Source organism: Polynucleobacter necessarius (assembly GCF_900095185.1).
Lineage (GTDB): Bacteria > Pseudomonadota > Gammaproteobacteria > Burkholderiales > Burkholderiaceae > Polynucleobacter.
In genome coordinates this window covers 149,583-168,711 of record NZ_LT606948.1, presented here as the reverse complement: position 1 = coordinate 168,711, position 19,129 = coordinate 149,583, and the positions used below count along the sequence as shown (strand labels likewise).

General features: G+C 43.6%; 17 protein-coding genes and 10 pseudogenes. 18 read left to right on the top strand and 9 right to left on the bottom strand.

What is annotated here, in order from left to right; genetic code table 11:
- The first annotated feature begins 34 nt into the window (after window positions 1–34).
- Window positions 35–1,061: pseudogene (locus DXE31_RS01075) on the top strand (TRAP transporter substrate-binding protein).
- A 61-nt stretch (window positions 1,062–1,122) separates the two neighbouring features.
- On the top strand, window positions 1,123–1,713 hold the full coding sequence (locus DXE31_RS01070) for a sulfite exporter TauE/SafE family protein (protein WP_197712083.1): 591 nt from the start codon (window positions 1,123–1,125) through the stop codon (window positions 1,711–1,713).
- 186 nt (window positions 1,714–1,899) lie between these two features.
- On the opposite strand, the gene DXE31_RS01065 is transcribed toward DXE31_RS01070, so the two are convergent.
- Entirely contained in the window at window positions 1,900–2,565 is a 666-nt protein-coding gene (locus DXE31_RS01065; protein ID WP_114697511.1) for an alpha/beta hydrolase, read from the bottom strand.
- 125 nt (window positions 2,566–2,690) lie between these two features.
- On the opposite strand from DXE31_RS01065, the gene DXE31_RS01060 reads away from it, so the two are divergent.
- Window positions 2,691–3,068, top strand: coding sequence for a hypothetical protein (locus tag DXE31_RS01060; RefSeq protein WP_114697510.1), 378 nt, complete (start codon window positions 2,691–2,693; stop codon window positions 3,066–3,068).
- On the opposite strand, the gene DXE31_RS01055 is transcribed toward DXE31_RS01060, so the two are convergent.
- Window positions 3,065–3,283 (bottom strand): hypothetical protein, encoded by a 219-nt coding sequence (locus tag DXE31_RS01055; RefSeq protein ID WP_114697509.1) that lies wholly within the window; start codon window positions 3,281–3,283, stop codon window positions 3,065–3,067. The two genes, DXE31_RS01060 and DXE31_RS01055, sit on opposite strands and share 4 nt — an antisense overlap.
- 184 nt (window positions 3,284–3,467) lie before the next feature.
- Entirely contained in the window at window positions 3,468–3,731 is a 264-nt protein-coding gene (locus DXE31_RS10810; protein ID WP_269460617.1) for an HNH endonuclease, read from the bottom strand.
- A 154-nt stretch (window positions 3,732–3,885) separates the two neighbouring features.
- On the opposite strand from DXE31_RS10810, the gene DXE31_RS01045 reads away from it, so the two are divergent.
- Together DXE31_RS01045 and DXE31_RS10805 are read left to right on the top strand one after the other, a co-directional pair.
- A complete protein-coding gene (locus DXE31_RS01045) occupies window positions 3,886–4,071 on the top strand; it encodes a TIGR03643 family protein (protein WP_231969242.1) in 186 nt (61 codons plus the stop codon).
- Window positions 4,072–4,150: 79 nt separating this feature from the next.
- Window positions 4,151–4,647 (top strand): annotated as a pseudogene (locus DXE31_RS10805) (cryptochrome/photolyase family protein).
- 92 nt (window positions 4,648–4,739) lie between these two features.
- Here the strand turns inward: DXE31_RS10805 and DXE31_RS01025 are convergent.
- Complete coding sequence (locus DXE31_RS01025; RefSeq protein WP_114697505.1) at window positions 4,740–5,156, bottom strand: DUF6671 family protein; 417 nt, start codon at window positions 5,154–5,156, stop codon at window positions 4,740–4,742.
- A 100-nt stretch (window positions 5,157–5,256) separates the two neighbouring features.
- Complete coding sequence (locus DXE31_RS01020) at window positions 5,257–5,538, bottom strand: sodium-dependent bicarbonate transport family permease (RefSeq protein ID WP_269460562.1); 282 nt, start codon at window positions 5,536–5,538, stop codon at window positions 5,257–5,259.
- A 240-nt stretch (window positions 5,539–5,778) separates the two neighbouring features.
- On the opposite strand from DXE31_RS01020, the gene DXE31_RS01015 reads away from it, so the two are divergent.
- The 9 genes and pseudogenes from DXE31_RS01015 to DXE31_RS00970 all read left to right on the top strand — a co-directional run bounded on the left by DXE31_RS01015 (window position 5,779) and on the right by DXE31_RS00970 (window position 13,092).
- Entirely contained in the window at window positions 5,779–6,261 is a 483-nt protein-coding gene (locus DXE31_RS01015; protein ID WP_162785508.1) for a universal stress protein, read from the top strand.
- A gap of 172 nt (window positions 6,262–6,433) precedes the next feature.
- Entirely contained in the window at window positions 6,434–6,766 is a 333-nt protein-coding gene (locus tag DXE31_RS01010; RefSeq protein ID WP_114697503.1) for a hypothetical protein, read from the top strand.
- A 253-nt stretch (window positions 6,767–7,019) separates the two neighbouring features.
- A complete protein-coding gene (locus tag DXE31_RS11895) occupies window positions 7,020–7,391 on the top strand; it encodes a TolC family protein (RefSeq protein ID WP_162785507.1) in 372 nt (123 codons plus the stop codon).
- Window positions 7,378–7,602: a TolC family protein gene (locus tag DXE31_RS11890; RefSeq protein ID WP_269460561.1), complete on the top strand. Its 225-nt coding sequence runs from the start codon at window positions 7,378–7,380 to the stop codon at window positions 7,600–7,602. The genes DXE31_RS11895 and DXE31_RS11890 overlap by 14 nt, the downstream gene beginning before the upstream one ends.
- Window positions 7,603–7,919: 317 nt before the next feature.
- Window positions 7,920–8,327 (top strand): annotated as a pseudogene (locus DXE31_RS00995) (TolC family protein); the annotation flags it as partial.
- A 307-nt stretch (window positions 8,328–8,634) separates the two neighbouring features.
- Complete coding sequence (locus DXE31_RS00990; RefSeq protein ID WP_114697499.1) at window positions 8,635–8,856, top strand: hypothetical protein; 222 nt, start codon at window positions 8,635–8,637, stop codon at window positions 8,854–8,856.
- Window positions 8,857–8,872: 16 nt separating this feature from the next.
- A pseudogene (locus DXE31_RS10795) lies at window positions 8,873–9,679 on the top strand (efflux RND transporter periplasmic adaptor subunit).
- Between the two features lies 1 nt (window position 9,680).
- A pseudogene (locus DXE31_RS12290) lies at window positions 9,681–12,736 on the top strand (efflux RND transporter permease subunit).
- A 32-nt stretch (window positions 12,737–12,768) separates the two neighbouring features.
- Window positions 12,769–13,092, top strand: a complete 324-nt coding sequence (locus DXE31_RS00970; RefSeq protein WP_114697496.1) for a P-II family nitrogen regulator — start codon at window positions 12,769–12,771, stop codon at window positions 13,090–13,092.
- Here DXE31_RS00970 and DXE31_RS00965 read toward each other — a convergent pair.
- From DXE31_RS00965 to DXE31_RS10785, 4 genes and pseudogenes are all read right to left on the bottom strand, one after another.
- On the bottom strand, window positions 13,089–13,586 hold the full coding sequence (locus tag DXE31_RS00965) for an isochorismatase family protein (RefSeq protein ID WP_269460616.1): 498 nt from the start codon (window positions 13,584–13,586) through the stop codon (window positions 13,089–13,091). The two genes, DXE31_RS00970 and DXE31_RS00965, sit on opposite strands and share 4 nt — an antisense overlap.
- A gap of 65 nt (window positions 13,587–13,651) precedes the next feature.
- Window positions 13,652–13,939, bottom strand: a pseudogene (locus DXE31_RS09970) (universal stress protein); the annotation flags it as partial.
- Between the two features lie 582 nt (window positions 13,940–14,521).
- Window positions 14,522–14,758 (bottom strand): LysR substrate-binding domain-containing protein, encoded by a 237-nt coding sequence (locus DXE31_RS10790; RefSeq protein WP_231969239.1) that lies wholly within the window; start codon window positions 14,756–14,758, stop codon window positions 14,522–14,524.
- 192 nt (window positions 14,759–14,950) lie between these two features.
- The gene (locus tag DXE31_RS10785) at window positions 14,951–15,145 is read right to left on the bottom strand and encodes a type 2 periplasmic-binding domain-containing protein (protein WP_231969238.1); all 195 of its coding nucleotides are present in this window, start codon (window positions 15,143–15,145) and stop codon (window positions 14,951–14,953) included.
- 375 nt (window positions 15,146–15,520) lie between these two features.
- Between DXE31_RS10785 and DXE31_RS11885 the strand changes: the two are divergent.
- The 4 pseudogenes from DXE31_RS11885 (at window position 15,521) to DXE31_RS00935 (ending at window position 18,987) form a co-directional block, all read left to right on the top strand.
- Window positions 15,521–16,761 (top strand): annotated as a pseudogene (locus tag DXE31_RS11885) (CaiB/BaiF CoA transferase family protein).
- Window positions 16,758–17,663 (top strand): annotated as a pseudogene (locus DXE31_RS00945) (hydroxymethylglutaryl-CoA lyase). Before DXE31_RS11885 ends, DXE31_RS00945 begins: the two co-directional pseudogenes overlap by 4 nt.
- Window positions 17,664–17,683: 20 nt before the next feature.
- Window positions 17,684–18,070 (top strand): annotated as a pseudogene (locus DXE31_RS00940) (VOC family protein).
- Window positions 18,071–18,285: 215 nt separating this feature from the next.
- Window positions 18,286–18,987 (top strand): annotated as a pseudogene (locus DXE31_RS00935) (Bug family tripartite tricarboxylate transporter substrate binding protein).
- The last annotated feature ends 142 nt before the right edge of the window (window positions 18,988–19,129 follow it).

Sequence of the window (19,129 nt, the reverse complement as noted above, 5' to 3'; positions counted from 1 at the left end):
ACTCAGTTCCATTATTTTTCTAGAGGTGACGGTCATGCAAAGACGCTCATTTTTAAAGAAGGCTTCGATTGGAGCCGGAGCGGCTGCTCTAGGTGCAGCGGTTGCCCAAAGCCTACCAACGCTGAATTGGCGTTTGGTATCAAGCTTCCCTAAATCGCTTGACACTTTATTTGGTACCCCAGAAATTTTCGCTAACGCTTTGCGAAAAGCAACCGATGGCAAGTTTAATGTCAAAGTATTTGCGGCAGGAGAAGTTGTTCCTGTACTGCAGGTGCTCGATGCAGTTCAAAACGGCACTGTAGAGTGTGGGCATGCAGCAAGTTACTACTACCTCGGAAAAAATAGTGCTTTCATTTTCGACACAGCGGCCCCGTTTGGATGGATTGCTCGTCAGCAATCTGCATAGTAACGGCATGAAGCTAATGCGTGCACTTTAACGCAAATGGGTGGATGGTTTCGTAAAGAAATTAAAGCTCCCGAAGATTTGAAGGGATTGAAATTCCGTATTGCTGGCTTTGCTGGACAAGTGCTTGCCAAATTAGGGGTTGTTCCGCAACAACTGCTCACAGGTGAAATTTATTCAGCATTAGAAAGGGCACTATAGATGCTGCAGAATTTATTGGCCCATACGATGATGAGAAATTGGGTCTTACTAAGGTTGCTAAAAATTATTATTACCCAGCTTTCTGGGGGGGTGCCGCAGGACTTTCCTTTCTGGTAAATCAGCAACAATGGGATTCCTTGTCACCCTCATATCAAGCTGCATGGGAGGCTACGTGTTTTGAGGCGCATACTGATATATATGCGCTAAGTACGATGCACTAAAGCTACCTGCTTTGCAACGCCTTCTGCAGAACGGCGCCGTGCTCCGTAAGTTCAGTACTTCAGTCCTGGATGTATGCTTTAAGGCTAGTCAAGAAACGTATGCTGAGGAATCTGCAACGAATCCACAATTTAAAAAGATATATGAAGACTATCGCGCCTTCAGAAATATGGAAGCACAATGGTTTAATGTAGCTGAGCAGGCTTTTTCACAATATAGTTGTAATAGGAAGCTGTGAAAAGCATCGTTCTTTACAAGAGGGCTCCTTGGGAGCCCTTTTTGTTTGTTAGTATCAAACAATGCTCGATCTAGTTGTTCAACCCCTAACTCAGTCTTTTCATGCGCATTCATTGATATTTTTTGTATGTGCAGTCATTAGCGTCATTATTGTTGGTATTTCCAAAAGTGGCTTTGGTGCTGGGCTAGGTGTTTTGTCTTTGCCTTTAATGGCTAGTCAATCTCGCATCAATGAAGCTTTAGCAATCTTATTGTCGCTCTTGATCGCCATAGATTTAGTGGGCTTACGCCGTTTTGTGCGTAACGCTGATTGGCGTATTCTGAAAATCATTATTCCCCCAGCCATAGTGGGTTTTCTGATGGGAATGATTTTCTTTACTGCAATTACCCCTCAGATATTCACGCTCTTAATCGGTATATTTACCCTACTATTTTTGATTCAGAATCTAGCGATGTCACGGTTGGAATTAAAGGAGACAAAGTCTTATCTCTGGCTGGGACGCTTAATGGGGTTAACTGCAGGATTCACTTCATTTGTTGCTCATATCGGTGGACCCCCAATCACAGTGTATATGTTGAGGAAAAAACTAATACCGATGGTTTATACCTCAACCTTAGGAATTTTTTTACGATTATTAATGTTGGAAAGCTAGCGCCTTATGCCTATTTGGATCTAGTGAATTACAAACAATTTGCAACCTCGATTATTTTATTGCCCTGCGTTCCCATTGGGGTTTATTTTGGCTTCTACTTAGCCAATAGAATTTCCATGAAATGGTATTGCCGTATAGTCCAATTCTTTTTACTGATTGCCAGTATTAAATTAATTGCAGATGGCCTTATTGAGCTGCTAGTACGTCTTCCAAGAAACGTGAAATATCCATGAGCTCCTCCTGATGAACTGAGTGCTCCATGGGATATTCATTCCAGTCCACCTGGTAACCCATTTGTTCTAACATGGCTTCGGATGCCTGTGCACGATCTAGTGTCACGACTGGATCATACGTGCCATGCGCCATGAAGATGGGTGTATTAGTGTTAGCAGAGTGCTTTTCTAAATTGACTGTGATTGCAAGGGGTAGGTACCCTGAAAGGGCAATGATGCCTGCAAGTTTATGAGGAAAGCGTAAGCCAATGTGTAATGCCATTGCACAGCCTTGTGAAAATCCCGCAAGAACAATCTTGTCATAAGCGATACCACGACTAGCTTCTTTTTCGATCAATTGAACAACCGACACTGCTGATTTTTGTATCCCTACAGAATCCTCCTGATCCATCAGATTTCTTCCAATAATGTCGTACCAAGCAGGCATGACGTATCCACTATTCACTGTGACAGGCATACTAGGTGCACTGGGAAACACAAAGCGAATACCAGGACATCCAGCTAGCTTTAACTCTGGAACGATTGGAACAAAGTCATTACCATCAGCTCCGAGACCATGTAGCCAGATCACTGCGGCCGATGGGTTTGGGCTAGTTTCTAATTCGAGACAAGGAAGCATATTTCAGTCTCAGTAGTGTTGTTTGAGGGGTAAAGCTCATTTAAGGCATTTAATTTGTTCTTGATAATCAGTGGCCGTATGGGTGTAAGATCATTTTATAGAATTAATCTCGATAAGGTGTATGCATGAAATCCTACCCTATTGCTTTAGAGTTAACTGTTTGGGAAGATCTTGGTCTCAATCAATACGAGGTGACTATTGACGAGGTTTCTAAAATTTCAATCAAACGTACCGATGATGTATTACGCACAAGAGATTTATCTGGCAATGAAGTGAGTACTCTGATTGCTGCAATTGAATCGCTCAGCGTTCCGGTTAGCGAAGAGCCCGAAACCATTGAGGGTAATAAGCCTGCGTTGAGTTATGAGCTGATCGTAGAGTCTGCCCACTTCTCACTTGAGTTTAATTGGGAAGATGTTGATACGCATGGAAAGTGCTCAAAAGCGTTTGAATCTGTTGTGACATTGACTGCTGTAGTTGAGAGTTTAGATTTAGCGCATTAGATTTCTACTACAACAAACTCACCAAGTGATACTTTCTCTCTCAATTGGGAGAATGAAAAGAGCGCTTTTGTTTTCCGTGTATTCATCACCTCAATTTTTCCCTCGGGAGTCAGATTAGCAAGGTAATCCCCCTCGGGAAAAAGGGCTTCTGGAACGCTCTCTGTATCAAATAATTGGGCTGGCAAAACCAAGTTTTTTGTAATTTTGATGCGCATAAGGCATCTTAAGTTTTCGTTATCGAATCGATACTTAGGTTTGCACAAAGTAAAAACTATTCGCACCATTTCGGTGTTTGATTGAGCCCCCTTGGACAATTAATAAAACTGTGTTTTTGCATGCCGATTTGACCTGGCAGCCTGGAATGTGCACTCATTAAGTGCATCCCGGATTTTTGCTAATTTACTTCGGTTTAGCGCTTTTGCGAGTCTTCTCATAGAAGGCATCTGGCTTAGAAGATACCCATTGAATAAATTTTTTCATCTTTGGATGTTCTTTTAGGATTTGGGCGTGATGGTATTGCTGTGCTAACTCAGTTTCTGTAAAAAGTGCATGAATTTGTTCGTGACAGATACGGTGAAGAAATTCAGTCGTCTTTCCATCTTTTGATTTTGGGATTAGGTGATGAGCGTCTTTCTGGGAATCAGGAATAGGCCGATCGCAAATCGGGCAAATTATTACTGAGGCCTTCTACATTTGTGGACGGTCTAAGGCGATCAGTTTTTGACGAATTTTGCCAATCATGAAATCAGTTTGATGGTGTGAGGGGTCAGGTAAATGGGTTCAAGCTAGTTTGGTAAATAAGTCTTAAACTTGCTTGATGCCAAAAATAAATCCCAAAAACCTCACTGAGCCAGACTTATCACGTCTTATTGAAATGGCATGGGAAGATCGTACGCCGTTTGATGTCATCGAGAAAAACTTTGGAATAGGGGAGCCACAGGTGATTGCGATCATGCATACATCATTAAAGCGTAGCTCCTTTGAGTGGTGGCGAAAAGAGTAACGGGCAGCGCAACAAAGCATCATGCTTTACGGGGTGAAGATGTGACCCGGGTGTATTGTCCAACTCAATATAAAAACAAATGAAGCACCTTAAGCGTTTAATTCTGATTCTAGGAGATCAGCTAGATTTACAAAGCGCTGCCTTAAAAAACTTTGATTGCAAGGCAGATGAGATCATCATGATTGAATCGGCGAATGAGGCCGGACCCATAAGGCTAAGATTGCTTTATTCCTGACAGCAATGCGTCATTTTGCGGATGAGTTAAAAAGACAAAACTATCCAATTGCTTATATACAAGAATCACCACTTCCGATTGTGCAGGCTCTCAAAGAGCACATCTTAAAGAGGGGAGTTTAGCGCCTGGTTTGTGTTGAGCCTGGCGAGTGGCGTCTTAAGCTCGCCATTGAAGCATTGGCAAAAGAGCTTCAATTAGAGCTTGAGATGGGTGAGGATGAGCATTTTTATTGCACTCGACAGAAGTTTATTGATTGGGCGGCAAACAAGAAAGAGCTTAGGTTAGAGTATTTCTATCGTTTGATGCGCAAAAAGCATCATATGTTGCTAGATAGAGGGTAACCCTGAGGGGGCGGTCAATGGCATTTTGAGGGGTCTGCACACTTCAAAATCTTCAGACCTTCCATGTCTTTATGCCCGCACTGAGTGCACCCCTAAATTTGAGTAATTTCTTGTTCAGTTGCGAGCCCACATGCATTACACGGGAGCCCGCGTTTAATGTCTTTAATCCAAAACCCAGGTGTTTGACATTGGGGGTAGCGGGAGATTATCTTATTTGCTAGATCTTCAGCAGCTTTAAAAATGTTTTCCATTCTGGTGGGATTAGCAAAGGCGCGTAAATCATTTTCTACGTAGACAATTCCTTTTTTGGATTGAGGATGATATTCATCGGTAGGCTTCACCACCAAATAGTGTGAGGGAAAGAGTACGGATTCAGCAAACTTTTGCGATTCCTCCCAATGGCCTGTATAGCTATGTTCATTTTGTGCTGGCGCACTAGAAAACCCAGTGATTTCCAGGCCATGTTTTTGATCAATTAGGACCAATAGCTCATTATTCCAAGCCAGCATTCCCGCACATAGGGGTCGCTGACAAAAGCGCCCTCATTAGCGAGTCCCAAATCAAGCTTGAGAAGATCCATACCGATGACTGCCTTTTTACGGGCAGCGTCTAGAGCGGGAAAGTGATTCCTAATGACATGCCCATATATAAGGCTGGGTTAACTTCAGGTAGCGCATGCCGAAGGACTGTTGGCACTGCGATATAGGATGCGCTGGATGCCAGCACCATGAGCAAGATAGTATTACCTAAGGCTAGTCCAAGTAGCTTACAAAATACTAGCGCAAGTAAAGCATGTGATAGAGGTGGGCCGATCGCATAAAGCAAGGTAATTGATGATGGTTTTCCTCTTAAGCCACTAAAGTTTCTTGTTGCCATGAGGCTTATATTCAAATATTGGGCGCAGGTGTGTTGGTTTGGACTGCCGCCAAGATGATAATTTCAGAGCCTTTTGTACGTGATTTGCAAGTGTTTCAGAACACTGAATAAATACTGGTCATTCTGGGAGTGTTGTTTGGAGGCTGTATTAGAAGCAAGCTGGCACTAGAGGAGACAATTGCGCTAGCCGCAGTAGAACCCGCTGTATCCCAAACACTGCCTAACGAGCAGTCCCAAATCTTAGGAGGTAGTTCAATGAACAAAATTCTTGTGCCGGTAGATGAATCAAGCAATTCAATGATGGCTCTCACGCATGCTGTTAATACTTATGACAGAGATCCACAAGCGCAATTCCATATTTGCAATGTTCAGCCAACCTTGTATACCCACATTCGAAAGTTTCTGAAGAAGAAGACTATTGTGGAGTGGCAAGCAGAGCGTGCAAAGATGGCTGCCCAGGCTGCTGCAGATTACCTAGAAAAGGCTGGTGTGAATTTCTCATTCACATACGTGATTGGCGATAAAGGTGAGGCATTGCGAGATGAAGCGCATCGTCTAGCTTGCAATCGTATTGTGATCGGCACAGCAAAGAAAAATACGCTAAGTCGTTTGTTTGAAAATTCGACCACTGCTAAATTGCTAGAAATCAGCGAGGTGATTACTGGAAAGTTTTTAACTACTCTAGAGCGTTGTGGGGCATCCCAGCAGTTGGCGCTAGCGCAGCAACCGCCCTCATGACTGCTGTTATCGATTAGCTGTAAATCCTGCTGTTCTTTTTGCCCTCTCCGTGAGGGCATTTTTTTGGTTAAATACTCAGTTAAAAACAGAGTATAGGTCAATAATATTCTGCTTTATTAAGAATAAAGATGTCTTTATATTGATCCTACATTCACTACAAAGGAGATGAAAGATGGATGTCATATTAGAAACTAAGGATCAGATAGAGTCAGACTTTAAGGTGTTTACCGAGAATCGCGTCAAGTTTTCACTCAAAAGACTATTTTGGTTGGTGCGCAAAATTAAGGTGAAATATTCTTCAGTGGATCACGCCAAATCGCGTTGCAACCAAAACTGCATCATTGAGTTGCAAACTTTTGATAACCGCCAGATTGAAGTGAGCTTTACTGCTAGAGATCGCCGTACCGCTTTAGAGATGGGTTTGAAAAAGGTCTATAAACATATACAGAAGGCATTTAATAAAGCTCAGAGATATGGCCGTTTATCTAGGCATGTCTATGTTTAGTCTAGAAATCTACGATGTAGTTAAATGTGATCTAATTAAATGAATAAACGGGGAGTAGCCTGCCCCGCAATGGATCTCACATTTCGTCATTACGATCAATTGGTCCAGTATGTGAGCTATGAAGGCAAGACCATTTACTTTTTATTAAATGGCTAAATATTGATTCTTCATCTGAAAACTGTCTGCTTCCGTAGACCCCTACGAGCTCATGCCCCGAAAATAGGGGCATTTTCTTGCTCAGCAATCGAGTAGGTTGGATAATTCTCGTTTACATTCTTTACGAGTTACTCGAATGGCGCTGTCTCGTTGGCTGGCTTTAACTTTTATTGGCGCATTAATGATCGCTAATGTCAGCGCACAGACCAAGAAGTCATTCACGATGAATGAGCTGATTGTAATTTCTTTGGAATCCAGTCCCCAAGTTTTGGCTGCGCGTGAGCAAGTCAAGGCGATTAAAAGACAATTATCCACAGCCAGAGCAATTCCAAATCCTGACTTTGAAGTTGGCACTGGGCAGCAACGCTCTGCAACCGGCCCATTAACCATGGGCAGTGTTTCTTCATGGGCTGTTACGCAGCCATTAAATATGCCTTATACTCGCTTATCTCAGGGTGAATGCTGCTGAAGCAAATTTGCGCGCAGCTGAGGCAACTAGGATTGCTTGTGAGATTGAGGCTATATCTCGAGTGCAGCAACGTTGCTATGAATTAATGCGTCGTGAAGCAGAGCAAAAAGCTGCTGAGGAAGATATGAGTCTGACAAAGCAAATTCGTGACCGTATGCAAATTCGCTATGACGTAGGGGAAACAGCTCGCTTTGAGCTCATTCGTGTTTAAACAGAATTTTTCAATGCACAAATTGCAGCAGAGTCGAGTAAGTTACGTGTGGAGTAGGCTCGCAGTCAGCTACGTCAATCAGTAGGTCATCAGCTACCCGCAGACTTCACTGTTGTTATAGAGCAACCTAAGACCGAAGTATTACCTTCTTTAACTAGCCTTTTAGGTGAGGCTCAGGCACAAAGTCCAGAGTTACAAAAAGCTAAAGCGGAGGTAGAGGCTGCCGAATCAAAGCTCAGTTTTGAAACAATGCTCGCTTACCCCATTTGGCTTTTAAGGTTTCTTAATACAACGCCCCTAACTTTACTGATCGTCTCTATGGGTTGCAGGTCAGTCTTCCAATTTGGGATTTTAAGGCTGGTCAAGTCGCCGAGGCTGCAGCTAATGCTTCAAAAGCTAAGAAGCAATTCAATGCCCAAAGTCAAACTTTAGATCAGTACATGGAAACTGCTTACAAGCTTTATCAAATGACGAGTTATCAAGTGAAGGTACTCAGTCAAGAGGTAGTGCAATTGGCGGCTAGTGCGCAGCGTATCGCAGAGGTCTCATATCGTTATGGGGAGCAGCGTGGAATGCTTGAGTATTTAGATGCACAAAGAACGTTTCGTGCTGCTAGAAATGATTTGATTAAAGCGCGTTTTGATTTGGTATCGGTAACGACCGAGATTCAAAGATTGAGAGCAAGTCCAGAATGGCTTGCGAAGATAGAAAGTGGAATGCAATGAAGCAAAAACTGAAAAAAATAATTAGAAAGGTAAAAGTCTGAAAGACCTTTTTGGTTCGAAAGCTTAAAGTTCATACAAAGGACTTGTCTAGCCAAATTCTGCAGACCCAAACACAGCTATATGAAAAGGGCCACCAATAGATTGCAAGTCATGTGCCTGCAGTCGGTACTCGTTATGACAAAACCCCTCCATGGTTTAAGAGGGGGATATTTTATCTGCCTTGGTTTGTTGCATTTATCCTTGTCTTAAATTACTTCAACGTCTTCGATCTAAAGCCTCCTGTTAAGTCAGTCCAGGACCCCCCAATGTGGTTGTTGTAAATACTGATTTGCAAAAGACGGTTACCGATGGCAAAGCCCAGATATCACCTTTTGTAGAGGAGTTACGTACCTCGGGAAGAATTGATTTCAACGAACGTTTTCTCTCGCGCATTGGTGCAAATGTTACAGGATGTGTCTCTGAAATTTTAGCTGTACCGGATCAGATGGTGAAGCAGGGGGCACATTCTGGCCAAGATTACTTCTACTGAATTAACCCAATCTCAATTGGCATATCTAAAAGCCAAGAGTGCCAGGCAGCTAGCTGATCAGACGGCGAATCGCGCTAAGATTCTCTATAAAGAAGACGTGATTGCATTGGCTGAGTTGCAAAGACGTGAAGCCGAATCCAGTAGTGCTAAAGCTGAAGTCCGTGCTACTAATGATCAGTTGAGAGTGCAAGGTATGGATCAGGTCAGTATTGATAAGCTTGCTAAATCCGGTGTAATTGAGTCCATTAATAATGTGATTGCTATCATTCCCGGTGAAATAGTAGAGCGCAAGATCAACAAGGGCCAAGTTGTGCAGCCATCAGATGCATTATTCACCGTTGCTGACCTTGATACCTTATGGGTAATTTCTGAAGTTCCAGAAAGTAACTTATATTTGATTCGCAAGGGTTAAAAAGCTTCGGTAATTATTCCTGCATTGCGAAATCAAGATATCGTGGGTGTTATTGCGCATGTTGATTCGATTGTGAACCCTCAAACTCGAACAATTGTAGTGCGAATGGAGCTTCCCAATCATGATGGCCAGATTAAGTCGGGCATGTTGGCAACCATGCTTATTGAGAGTAAGCCTATTGATAAATTAGTGGTACCAGGCAGTGCGGTGGTGCGCGAGGATAACCATGACCATGACCATGTTTTTGTGAAATTAGATGATGAGCTTTATCGCATGGTGCCCGTTAAGCTTGGCCCCGAAGGAAAAGGTTGTCGTCCAGTGATTTCTGGTTTAAAAGAAGGTCAAGAAATTGCAGTACACGTAGCCTACCATCTAAATACTGAACGTAAACGTCAGTTACGTGGTGGTTAGCATGATTGAAAGAATCGTTCGTCTATCGCTACAGCACCGCCTTCAGGTGGTTGTTATTGCCATTGCATTATTTATCGCTGGATTATTAGCAACGAAACGTTTATCAGTTGATGCGTTCCCTGATGTCACCAATGTCCAAGTACAAGTAGCTTCAGAGGCGCCTGGTAAATCTCCAGAAGCAGTTGAGCGCTTTGTGACCATTCCTATTGAATTAGGTATGACTGGTTTACCAGGTTTAACAGAGATGCGCTCTTTCAATCGCCATGGTCTTTCGATCATTACTTTGGTATTTACCGAGAAAACAGATATCTATTTCGCGTGTCAATTAGTTACCGAGAGACTGATTAAAGTTGCCTCAAAAATGCCAGTGGGTATCACACCTGTTTTAGCCCTACCGTCTACTGGTTTGGGTGAGATTTATCAGTACACACTAGACCACCCATTGGACCAAGAGTGTGAGCTTACTGTGGATGAGCTCTCGGATCGACGTGCAGTGCAAGATTGGAGTGTGCGTCCAATGTTGCGCTTGATTCCTGGTGTAGCTGAAATTAATACTCAACGCGCATATGCGCGAGAGTATCAAGTTCTGGTTAACCCAGAGCGCTTACGCCACTATCAAATTAGTTTGCAGGAGGTCTATCAAACCCTTGCAAGAAACAATGCCAATTCTGGTGGCGGCCAATTACCCACTTATGCAGAGCGATATCTTATTCGTGGTTTGGGTTTAATTAACAAACACGAGGGATTATTCTTCAAGAAGTGAAAGGTATACCGGTATACGTTAGAAACGTTGCTGAAGTGACAATTGGTCGTGAAATCCGACAGGGTGCTGCGATTAAAAACGGCTACACCGCAAGTGTCGCCGGAATTATCCAGATGATGCAGGGTGGTAATGCGCAAGAGGTGGTGAATCAGTATCACACTGAAAGTCGACGAAATTAATGCAGGAAAGTTGTTGCCCGATGGTTTGCAGATTATCCCCTTCTATGACCGTGCTGATCTAGTCAATGCCGCCATATTTAATGTGGCGAAGGTTCTACTGGAGGGTGTCATTCTTGTCATTATTTTGCTCTTCCTTTGCTTGGGCGAGGTGCGCTCTTCATTAATAGTCGTTGCTACCTTATTACTTACACCGCTGTAGACGTTTTTAGTGATGAATCGTTACGGAATATCCGCAAACCTGATGTCATTGGGAGGTTTAGCAATTGCGATCGGCATTATGGTTGATGGCTCAGTCGTAGTGGTTGAGAATACATTTGCAAAATTGGGTGAACGTCTCAAGTCGGACGAATCCAAGAGCAGGATCATCTTAGAGGCTGCTACCGAGGTAGGAAAGCCAGTGCTTTTTGGTGTAGGCATCATTATCTTGGTATTTATGCCCCTCCTCTCGCTTGAGGGGATGGAGGGCAAAATATTCGCCCCGATGGCAATTACGATTGCAATTGCGTTAACAATCTCATTGATTGTGTCTTTTACTTTATCTCCAGTGCTGTGTTCCTACATCTTGAAGGGTGGTAGCGGGGATGACACCAAAGTAGTTAAAAAAACTACGTGGCCCTTATGAGCGTTGGCTTCATTGGAGTTTGTCTCATCCTAAATTAGTTGTGAAGCACTCTTTGATAGTGCTGGGCATCAGCTTGGTGGGGTTTGTTTTGCTTGGTAAAGCGTTTATCCCTGTGATGCAAGAGGGGTCCTATTACTCCTGTGATCGTCCGAGCACCAAATATTTCGTTAGATAAGTCGATTAAGTTGGAGTTTGAGGCGATCAAACGTATCATGACTATTCTCGGTGTTGAAATGGCAGTATCGTGTTTGGGTAAAGGTGAATCGCCAGCTGATCCGGGTCAACCTAATGAGTCCGATCCCATCGTGCCTCTAAAGCCTTGAGGCGACCGCGATCTCAGCCAAGAAGCAATTGCCCAGCAGATTCGTGAAAAGCTAAACACTCTCCCAGGTATATAGAGCTCGCAATCTCGCAGCCGATTGCTGCTAGGGTAGATGAGATGGTTTCTGGTGTGCGTTCTCAAGTTGCCATCAAGATCTTTGGCGATGATCTCGCGGTATTACAAAAATTGGGCTCGCAAATTAATCAAATCCTGACCAAAATGAAGGGTAGCAATGATCTTTGTATCGAACAGGCTTCAGGATAAAACTATCTTAATATCAAAATTGATCGAGATGCGATTGTTTGTTACGGTATCAATGTTTCAGGACGTACATGAGGCGATAGAGACTGCAAGTGGAGGGAAGCAAGCAAGTGCAGTCTATGAGGGTGAGCGCCGCTTTCCATGAGTACTTCGTTACCCTAGTCCCTATAGGAATAATATTGATGCTATTCAAAATAGCATTATTCTGCATGCTCCAGATGGAGCGCAGGTGCTGATGCGCGATTTGGCAGAAATTAGTTTGGTTGAGGGCCCCGCTCAAATTTCACGTGAATCTGGTAAGCGTCGACTAGTTGTTGGTGTGAATGTTCAGGGGCGTGATTTAGGTGGTTTTGTAAACGAGGCTCAAGAGCTAATTGCTAAGAATGTTGATTTACCTCAAGGGTACAAATTGCAATGGGGTGGTCAGTTTGAAAATATGCAGCGTGCTATGGCTCGCTTGATCATCATCCCATTAACTATTTTGGCCATCTTCTTTTTGCTCTTTAAGCTATTGAAGTCTGTTAGACTGACTGGTCTCATCATTATGGTTTTACCATTCGCATCGATCGGCGGGGTATTTGGCTTGTTTATTACTGGCGAATATTTATCCGTCCCGGCAGCCGTAGGATTTATTAACTTGCGGGGTATCGCAGTTCTCAACGGCGTTGAGTTGATTTCCTTTATTAAGCAAATGCGCGAGGACGGCTACAGCATGGAAGAGGCATTACTTCATGGATGCGGACACCGTTTTAGACCGGTAATGATGCCTGCTGCTGTTGCGATGCTAGCGCTTGTGCCGATGTTGTTCTCGGGCGGCCCTGGATCAGAGGTGACTCGTCCCCTTGCAGCGGTTGTGATTGCTGGCTTGATTACTTCAACAGCATTAAGTTTATTGGTATTGCCTGTCTGATATAGATGGTTTGAAGAGAAAGAGGTGGAAGCATGATGGAAGTGAAAGCGGTCATTCGCCCTAATAAATTACCAGCTCTGCGCACGGCCCTGATGGAGACGCCTGGTTTGCCAGGCCTGGCTGTTGCTAAAGTCGAGGGCTGTAGTGCGCCTTCCAAAACCAACAAGGCAAACATTAAAGATGAGCTGACTGAGTACTCTGCCAAGGTTAGAATAGAGATTATTGGCAATAATGACATTGCTGAAGTACTGATGGATAGGATCGTAATGGTTTGCCAAACGGGGCAAGTAGGTGATGGTGTAGTGTGGTGCACCGAAGTACCAAAGGCATACTTTATTGCCAAATCATCTACTTAGGATTTAATAATCCCCAAGGCTTCTTTGAATAGAGGATTTTCTGCAGATCCGAGCCACTCAAACGCCAGCATCTCTGTTGTTAAAAAAATTGCGCTAGCTGAGGCTAGCCGATGAAGTGCAATATCTCGATCCAGTGGTCTGCGTGAACCAACTGCATCAACCAAAATTGAAACCCGAAAGTTTTGACGCAATCGCTCTAAAGCGGTTTGCATGACGTAAACATGAGTTTCGCAGCCAGCGAAAATGAGGTGCTCTCGATTTTTGGAGAGTACATTGACAAGACCGTTTTGGCGGCCGTCAAAATACTCTTTTGAAATCATTTGTTCGCAAAATGGAGTAATTTCCGCCGCATTATTTCCAAGGCTTTGAGGGCTTTGCTCCGTTCCAACAATAGGAACCCCAAGAAGTGTGGCAATCTTCGCAATCCTGATACATTGTTGTAGCACTTTCTTTTCCTCATAAATTGAGGGCATCAAGTCACTTTGTAAATCGATTCAAATCAGACTTGATTGTTTTGGGGTTAATTTCATGAATGCAGTATGGTTCAGGCAGATGCCAATCAATTCAACCTGAAGGAGTTGGAGTGCCTGGTGTGGGAACCCTTCTCGAAAATGAAGGGTGTTAGTGTGCTGGTCGCCAATGACGACCAGCACAGAGGTTCGCCGATATTATTTGACCAATAAACAGGCTGTTTTGCAGAGCTAGAAACTCGCTGTGCTACTGAGCCAATCAACACATCTAGTAAACCACTGCGACCTTTGGCGCCCATTGCGATGATGTCTACCTTGTCTTTGTTCGCCAAAGCAATAATCTCTTGTGAGATAGGCCCGCGTCTGATCACCATATTGTGTTTGACGCCTGCTCAACGAATTGCTTAACGTGACCAAGACCAACATCATCATGGACACTGACTAAAGTCACATTCACAGGGCTACGTGAATTCTTGGCAAGCTTATTAGCAACGTATTTGACGGCATTTCAAGAGGATTTAGATCCATCTATTGGCAGCAATACTTTCATTTCTTATTACTCTTTCTTGATTCATTAATATATTTTTAGTTTCAGCCAAATACAGAGCGTGAACCATCATTGTTTTAAGATCTATATGGCCTAATGATCTCTTCAAGACCATATGCATCATCTTTGTCTCCCATTGCATCGATATGCTTTCTCAGTTTGCCGACCTCTCTGCAGTTCATTTTTCTGAGCTTCTTGGGGGGTCAATACTATAGGTATCCACCAGATGTCTTCGACGTGATGAGCATATTTGAAGTCGGATGATCTAAAAGATTGCAAATAATGCGGAAGAAAGAAGTAAAAATATTAATGTCATGCTTTCATCTCATGCTCATTTAAAAGACTTGTCATGCAAATGAGCGCTTGAGGAATTCAGTCAAATATTACAAATAAAATAGTCTGATTACCTAATTTATTGCCTCAAGAAATGTTGGCTGAATAGTGTTGTAGCGGGGGAATGATTAATGCCTGCTTTAGTGGCTACCAGTAGGTTTCTCTTAGCCCATGGATCCTCTAGTAGCACTGTCTTGAGTCCCATGGCTTTAATTTGGGCTGCACAGGCTTGAATAGGTAATACACCAATGCCGAGATTTACTGCAATCATTTGACACATTGCATCATAGCTACGTACCTGAATGCGTAGCCGCATTTGTTTGCCTCTAACCTTTCGGCGCTTCGAGAGGTGAGTTACAGAAGGGAGCTGCCTCGATTGAGGCCAATAAAGTCATATTAAAGAGATTCCTCAAACGAGATACTTTTTCTTTTATTGATCGCTACCCATAACTCTTGTATCAAGACCAGCGGTATTGGTGGGCCCATCAGTAAAAACGCCGATATCGGCTTATGCCATATCCATGAGTGCTATGACGATATCACCACTGATCTGCTCCTCAACTTCTACTTGGATGTCTGGGTAAGACTTTAGGAAGCTAGTCAATTCCGCTGGTAGAAATTCGGTTAAAGCAGACATATGGGCCCAGAGTTGCACATGCCCTTTGACCCCCCCTTTTTTTTGTGGAATATTCGCTAAACTCATTGCTAAGCTGCTCAAACCCCTGAAACAGTCTCAATGCGTGTTACATCACTGCGTGACCAGCATGCGTCAATGTGCCCCCCTTAACTAATCGGTCTAGGAGCGCGCCATACCGATGGTTTCTTCGAACTCAGAGATCCTTCTGCTAGTCGCAGAGAGGGCTAGATTACATTCATTGGCACTTTTGGTAATGCTGCCAGATGGTGGACAATCGCACAGAATAGCTTGAGGGTAACAAAGTCGACTCTGGCGGGGTTTAGAAGGGATGTCATAGGCTTACCATACCTTCGAAAAATGAGCAGGCTATATCTCCAAATAGCAATTTTCAAGCGGAATGCAGCGAGGTAACTTGAGGTAAATACAAATTTAGGAGAGGTCATGGAGCCGCTAGCGAAGATAAAAGTAGTCGAAATGGGGCAACTCATTGCTGGGCCGTTTGCTGCTAAAACCTTGGCTGATGTTGGCGCTGATGTGATTAAGATTGAGCCGCCAAAAGTGGGTGATGCATTATGAAAGTGGCGACTATTAAAGACGGTACATCTATTTGGTGGCAAGTGTAGTCGCGTACGACAAAATCCTTATCACTAGATCTCAGACAAGTCGAAGCACAAGAAATCGTTAGGACCTTAGTTAAGGAAGCGGATGTTTTAATTGAAAACTTTCGTCCTGGGACATTAGAGGGCTGGGGTCTTGATCCACAAGAATTGCTTGAACTCCATTCAAAATTAATTGTTTTACGAATTAGTGGTGACGGCCAAACAGGTCCTTATAAAGATAAGCCTGGATTTGGTGTGGTAGCTGAAGCAATGGGCGGTTTACGGCATCTGATGGCTGAACTTGGAAGGGTGCCGGTGCGTGTGGGAATCAGTACATGGTGTGCTTGGAATTTTGCTGGCATTACAAGAGCGCCATATATGTCAGTCTTGGAACAGTGGTAAGGGTTAGATCATTGATCTTGCTCTGTATGAGGCAGTTTTTAATTGCATGGAGAGTTTGTTGCCTGAATCCAGCGCTTTTGGAGAAGTGAGGCAAGCTGCCGGTAGCGCCTTGCTAGTAGGCATTGCCCCAACTAACGCCTATCAATGCGCTGATAGCGGATATGTATTAGTAGCAGGGAATGTGGATGGTATTTTAAACGCCTCATGACAGTCATTGGACGGGATGATCTAGGCAATGATCCTGAGTTAGAGAATAACGATGGTCGCGTTAAGTGCGTGGTCGAACCTGATCGAGCGATTGGTGAATGGGCAAAAACAGTTAACACAGATAAGACTTTAGAAATGTTAAATTCTGTTGTCGTACCTGCAGACCGAATTTATACCGTGGCAGATATAGCTAATGATCCACATGACAAAGCTCGAGAAAATATTCAGACGATTCAAATGCAGGATGGCTCAAAATTAGATGCGCCTGGAATTATACCAACACTCTCTCGCACCAATGACTTCATCAAAACTCTGGCCCCAGATATTGGCGAGAACACTGATGAGATTCTCAAAAGTATCGGTTTGAATGACTCGCAAGTCGCCTCTCTAAAAGAGCGCAGGGATTGCCTGCACGAAATAAATAATCAATTCAAAAATATAAAAGAATATCCCGGGAGCAAGAAACAACTATGACCAGAATATATTTCAACGATGTTGTAACAAGAGATGGATGTCAAATTGAACCGAACTTCATTCCTACTGACGATAAAGTGAGATTGATTGATGAGCTGAGTGATTGTGGCTTCGTCAAGATTGAGGTCACCTCCTTCGCATCGACTAAAGCAATACCGATGTTGCGTGATGCCGAAGAGGTGATGGGACGAATCAAACGTGCCCCTGGTGTCGAATACACTGTATTGGTACCCAATTTACGTGGCGCTGAGCGTGCTTTTGAATCGAGGCAGATGAATTTAACTTGGTGCTGTCCACTTCTAAAACTCATAACTTAGCTAACCTCAGAATGGGACGAAAAAAGAGCTTTGCTGGACTAGCGGAGGTCATCAAGTTTGTTCATGGCAGAACACCGATTAATGTTTCGCTCTCCACTTGCTTTGGTTGTCCTATGGAGGGGGAAGCTCCTCAAGTGGTTGTGGAAGAATTTGCTCAGCGTTTTGCAGACCTTGGGGTGAGGGGTATAAAAATTTGCGACACAACTGGTATGACTAACCCAGATCAAGTGAACAAGATGTGTGAAGGATTGCAAAAGCGGTTCCCGAATTTACAGCTAACCTTGCACTTTCATAACGCCAGGGGTATGGGTTTAGCTAATATCTTGGCGGCTGTGCAAACAGGAATTGTGCGCTTTGATGGGTCTTTGGGTGGCTTAGGTGGCTGCCCATATGCTCCAGGTGCAAGCGGGAATATCTCCAGTGAAGATGCGATTCATATGCTCGACGCTATGGGTTATGACACTGACTAAGGAGTTGCCAAAAATTGTTGGACATGCAGTGCCAGGGCAAGTTGCTAAAGCAGGAAGTACGTTCACATCACATCCTGAGCCAAGTTCCGTTGATAAACTCCGTCGTGCGCAATAAATTCTATTCAAAGGATAGATATGATTGACCATTTAGATCATTTGGTGTTGACTACCGCAAAGGAGTCGGAGTGCGTTGATTTGTATACTCGTGTTATGGGTATGAAGCTAGAGTCATTTATTGGTGGGACCCCACCAGTTGCGCGAAAAGCGTTTAAGCTTGGCAATCAAAAGATCAATCTGCATCTTAAAGGTAAAGAGTTTTAGTCTAAAGCTGATATTCCAACGCCTGGAGCGCTCGATCTTTGTTTTATTGCAGATCGTCCGCTAGAGCAGGTGATTGAAAAATTAAAAGTAGAAGCTTGGCCCATCATTGATGGTCCAGTCATCCGCACTGGTGCTACTCAAAAAATCAATGCCATTTATGTTCGTGATCCAGACCAGAACCTGATTGACATTTCTGAATGAATGTAATAGAAAATAATCGAGAGGAAATGAAAAAGTATTGATTTATAAAAAATTTAGCAGTTCTTGCATTAGTTGGCATTACTTCAATCTGTATTGCGCAGGAATCCTCTCCAAACAGGCCAATTACATTAATTGTCCCTAGTCCAGTCGGCGGCACAACAAACGTTACGGCACGCTTCATCGCCGAGCCATGATCTAGAGCGCTCGGCCAACCCGTGATCGTTGACAGTAAGGGCCGTGCCTTAGGAAACATTGGGGGGCAGGCTGTTGCAGTTGTTAAACCTGATGGCTACACCTTACTAGTTGCTTATAAGTGGCTATCAGGTCGGTAACCCACACCTTTTTAAGAAGGCGCCATGGGACCCTATCAAAGACTTTGCTCATATAGCATTTTAACTACGGCACCACAAGGCATTGTTGCCACTCCAGGTCTGCCAGTAAATGACTTAACAGAGTTGGTTGCATACGCCAAAGTAAATCCAGGAAAGCTCAATTACGCTTCATCTGGAAACGGATCAGTTCAACATATTGCCGCAGAATTATTGAAGCAAATTACCGGTGCACAAATGGCCCACATTCTCTACAAGGGAGCGTGGCCCGCAGTTCAGGATTTGATGGCGGGGCAGGTTGACCTCTTTATTACAACTCCAGCTTCTGTGATTGGGCAAATTAAAGGCGACAAGCTAAAAGCTTGGGCGGTAACGAGTGCAATAAGACTTAGCGCATTACCAAATCTGCCAACGGCAAGTGAACAAGGCATTAAAAACTGTAATATTGACTCTTGGTTTGCCAAGTATGCGCCTGCGGGAATGCCTCCAGCAATTATGAAGAAGTTTAATTCTGAAATTAATAAAAGTTTAGCTCGACCTGATATTCAAAAAAGGCAGAGGATTCTGGAACTTTTGTTGAGCAAATGACTCCAGCGCAGCTCGATACTTTTACGAAGAAAGAATATGACCTTTGGGGTAAGGTTATTAAAAGCGCAAGCATTACCGCTGAATAATTAAATGGTTAACAGAACTTCTCTAGTAATTAAAAAGATTTTCTTGATCTGGTGAT

Excerpts from the sequence above, each read along its gene's own strand:
- DXE31_RS01070 (WP_197712083.1), top strand. The coding sequence starts at position 1,123 with ATGCTCGATCTAGTTGTTCAACCCCTAACTCAGTCTTTTCATGCGCAT.
- DXE31_RS01065 (WP_114697511.1), bottom strand. The coding sequence starts at position 2,565 with ATGCTTCCTTGTCTCGAATTAGAAACTAGCCCAAACCCATCGGCCGCA.
- DXE31_RS01060 (WP_114697510.1), top strand. The coding sequence starts at position 2,691 with ATGAAATCCTACCCTATTGCTTTAGAGTTAACTGTTTGGGAAGATCTT.
- DXE31_RS01055 (WP_114697509.1), bottom strand. The coding sequence starts at position 3,283 with ATGCGCATCAAAATTACAAAAAACTTGGTTTTGCCAGCCCAATTATTT.
- DXE31_RS01045 (WP_231969242.1), top strand. The coding sequence starts at position 3,886 with ATGCCAAAAATAAATCCCAAAAACCTCACTGAGCCAGACTTATCACGT.
- DXE31_RS01025 (WP_114697505.1), bottom strand. The coding sequence starts at position 5,156 with ATGCTGGCTTGGAATAATGAGCTATTGGTCCTAATTGATCAAAAACAT.
- DXE31_RS01015 (WP_162785508.1), top strand. The coding sequence starts at position 5,779 with ATGAACAAAATTCTTGTGCCGGTAGATGAATCAAGCAATTCAATGATG.
- DXE31_RS01010 (WP_114697503.1), top strand. The coding sequence starts at position 6,434 with ATGGATGTCATATTAGAAACTAAGGATCAGATAGAGTCAGACTTTAAG.
- DXE31_RS00970 (WP_114697496.1), top strand. The coding sequence starts at position 12,769 with ATGATGGAAGTGAAAGCGGTCATTCGCCCTAATAAATTACCAGCTCTG.
- DXE31_RS10790 (WP_231969239.1), bottom strand. The coding sequence starts at position 14,758 with ATGCGGCTACGCATTCAGGTACGTAGCTATGATGCAATGTGTCAAATG.
- DXE31_RS10785 (WP_231969238.1), bottom strand. The coding sequence starts at position 15,145 with ATGAGTTTAGCGAATATTCCACAAAAAAAAGGGGGGGTCAAAGGGCAT.